This window comes from Phenylobacterium sp. (genome assembly GCF_031181185.1).
In the GTDB taxonomy this organism is placed as follows: Bacteria; Pseudomonadota; Alphaproteobacteria; order Caulobacterales; family Caulobacteraceae; genus Phenylobacterium.
Map to the genome: position 1 here is coordinate 1 of NZ_JAPSKZ010000278.1, position 2889 is coordinate 2889.

Consider the following 2889-nt stretch of genomic DNA (forward strand, 5'->3'; position numbering starts at 1 on the left):
CTTCGCGCGGCACGCCCTGCATCAGGTCGCGGCCTTTCACCTCGATCGAGAGGCCTTCGCCGTCGGCCGGCGCGCGGGCCGTGCCGATCTCCTTCTTGATGCGCTCGGCCGTGGTCTCGCCGATCAGCAGGTTATGGTTGCGGCGCATGTAGCTGATGATCGCCTCGTCCATCTTGTCGCCGCCGACGCGGACCGAACGCGAATAGACGATGCCTGAGAGCGACAGGACGGCCACCTCGGTGGTGCCGCCGCCGATGTCGACGACCATCGAGCCGGTCGGCTCGTGGATCGGCAGGCCGGCGCCGATCGCCGCGGCCATCGGCTCGTCGATCAGCCCCACGCGGCGACCGCCGGCGTTGAGGCACGAATCGTTGATGGCCCGGCGCTCCACCGCGGTTGCACCCGACGGCACGCACACGATCACCTTCGGGTTCACGAAGCCCTTTCGGTTGTGAACCTTGCGGATGAAGTACTTGATCATCTCTTCGGCGACTTCGAAGTCGGCGATGACCCCGTCACGCATCGGGCGGATGGCTTCCATGTGCCCGGGCGTGCGGCCCAGCATCTGCTTGGCCTCGATGCCGACGGCGTGGACCACCTTGCGGCCCCCCACATTGCGCAGCGCAACGACGGAGGGCTCGTTCAGCACGATGCCCTTGCCCTTCATGTAGATGAGGGTGTTGGCGGTTCCGAGGTCGATGGCGATGTCGTTCGAGATCGCGCCGAAGAGGGATGAGATCATGCAGGGCCCTGGTGGATGGGGGCTGAATATGCTGAACGCCAGGGGTCCGAGGCGGCCCGACTGACGCTGTGAACAATGCGTCGAGTCGCTACGGTCTGTCTGGCGGGTTCGAACGTCCTCTGCCCTGCCCCATTTGCCATTTCAAGGCTTAAAGAGCGGTGTGCGCTCTCGCGTCGCGCGCGAGTTTTCCAGCGCAGGTTCGCCTCGTCTTCGCCACGAATCCGGTGCAGCCGCCCTACTCGTCGGCCGCCGCCCGCGAGACCCGGCGGTCCAGCAGCAGCAGCGACAGGATCACGGCGAAGCCGAAGGCCACGAGAATCGCCGCCAGCGCGTGGGCCTTGTCCCACTCCAGGGCCTCGACCAGCCGGAAGATCTCGATGGAGACCACGTCGGTGCGGCCAGGAATGCCGCCGCCGATCATCAGCACGACGCCGAATTCGCCGATCGTATGGGCGAAGCTTAGCACGGCGGCTGTGACATAGCCCGGCGCCGCCAGCGGCAGGGCCACGCGGACGAAGGTCGCCCAGCCGGTGGCGCCGAGCGTGGCGGCGGCGTCGAGGTTCTGCTGGCCGATGGCGCGGAACGCGTTGCGCAAGGGCTGCACCGCGAACGGCAGCGAATAGACGACTGATCCGATCACCAGCCCCGTGAAGGTGAAGGCGAGCGTCCGGACGCCCAGCGCCTGCAGCGGCGCCATCAGCGGACTTTCGGGGCCGAGCGCGATCAGCAGATAGAAGCCCAGCACCGTGGGCGGTAACACGACCGGCAGCGCCACCACCGCGCCCACCGCCTCGCGCCACCACGCGCGGCTGCGCGCCAGCCACCAGGCCAGCGGCGTGCCGACCACCAGCAGGATGAGCGTGGTGACCGCCGCCAGCTTCACCGTCAGCCAGAGGATCGGCAGAAGACCGCTCACCGGACCTCGTAGCCGTACTTGCGGATCACCGCCTTGGCCTCGGGCGTCTTCAGGAAGGTCATGAAGGCGCGGGCCGCTGGATTGCTCGCCGCGGCCTTCAGCAGCACCGCCTGCTGATCGATGGGCGTGTGCAGGTTGGCCGGCACGAGCCAACGCGAACCGCCCTTCTCAGCCACCACCTGCGACAGGGCGACGAAGCCCAGTTCGGCGGCGCCGGTGCGGGCGAACTGGTAAGCCTGGGTGATCGAGGCGCCCTGCACGACCTTGGGCCGGACGCGGTCGTACACCCCCAGCCTCTGCAGCGTCTCGACGGCGGCCAGGCCATAGGGCGCGGTCTTGGGATCGGCGATGGCCAGCTTCTCGAAGCCGCCCCGCGCGAGCACCTGGCCGCGGCCGTCCACCCGTTTCGGATCACGACTCCACAGCACCAGCCGCCCGGTGGCGTAGGTGAACCGGGAGCCGGCGACCGCCATTCCATCCGCCTCCGCCTTCTGCGGCCGCTCCACGTCCGCCGACAGGAAGACCTCGAACGGCGCACCGTTGGCGATCTGGGTCAGGAACTGGCCGGAGGAGCCGAAGCTGAGCGTGGCCCTGTGGCCGGTCCTGCGGGCGAATCGGTCGGCAATCTCACGGGCCGGTTCGGTGAAGTTGGCCGCCACCGCCACCTGCACCTGGGCGGCGCGGGCGAGCGTCGGGATCGCAAGCGCGATCAGCAGGCTGGCGAGCAATCGGATCATCGTCGAAGCTTAGCCGATGCCGCGGGTCAGGGGACCAGCGCCTCGACGACCGCGCTGACCTGTCCGCCGGATTCCTTCACCCCGCCGCCCACGGCGTAGATCCGGCCGCGCACCGCCGCGCCAGCCAGGCCGTGGCGCGGCGTGCGCATGGCGGGCTCAGGCCGCCAGGCGTCGGACTTGGGATCGTAGGACCAGCAGTCGGCGATCACGCCAGGGCCGCCTTCGCCGCCGAAGACGTAGAGCCGGCCGTTCAACGCCGCGCCCGAGAGCCCGCCGGCGGCCCGCGGCATGGGCCGCAGCGTCTCCCAGCGGTCGGTCTTCGGATCGTAGCGATCGAGGCGGGCCGAGTTGCCCTCGCCTACGCGCCGGCCGCCGGCCAGGTAGAACAGGCCCCCGATGGCCGCGCCGGTGGCGCTGTTGCGCGCCTCCGGACATGGGGCGGCGGCCTCCCAGCGGCCGCTGCGGACATCGAACACCTGATGCGTCGCGACGTC

General features: G+C 69.6%; 4 protein-coding genes. All 4 read right to left on the reverse strand.

Annotation, left to right across the window (positions count from 1 at the left end):
* A partial coding sequence (locus tag RIF93_RS19760) for a rod shape-determining protein (protein ID WP_309093156.1) occupies positions 1-742 on the reverse strand: 742 nt, incomplete at its 3' end.
* A 235-nt stretch (positions 743-977) separates the two neighbouring features.
* Positions 978-1658, reverse strand: a complete 681-nt coding sequence (gene modB, locus RIF93_RS19765) for a molybdate ABC transporter permease subunit (RefSeq protein WP_309093157.1) — start codon at positions 1656-1658, stop codon at positions 978-980.
* Positions 1655-2395, reverse strand: a complete 741-nt coding sequence (modA, locus tag RIF93_RS19770; protein WP_309093158.1) for a molybdate ABC transporter substrate-binding protein — start codon at positions 2393-2395, stop codon at positions 1655-1657. Before modA ends, modB begins: the two co-directional genes overlap by 4 nt.
* Positions 2396-2421: 26 nt before the next feature.
* The coding region (locus tag RIF93_RS19775) for a kelch repeat-containing protein (protein WP_309093159.1) at positions 2422-2889 on the reverse strand (468 nt) is incomplete at its 5' end.

Excerpts from the sequence above, each read along its gene's own strand:
- modA (WP_309093158.1), bottom strand. The coding sequence starts at position 2,395 with ATGATCCGATTGCTCGCCAGCCTGCTGATCGCGCTTGCGATCCCGACG.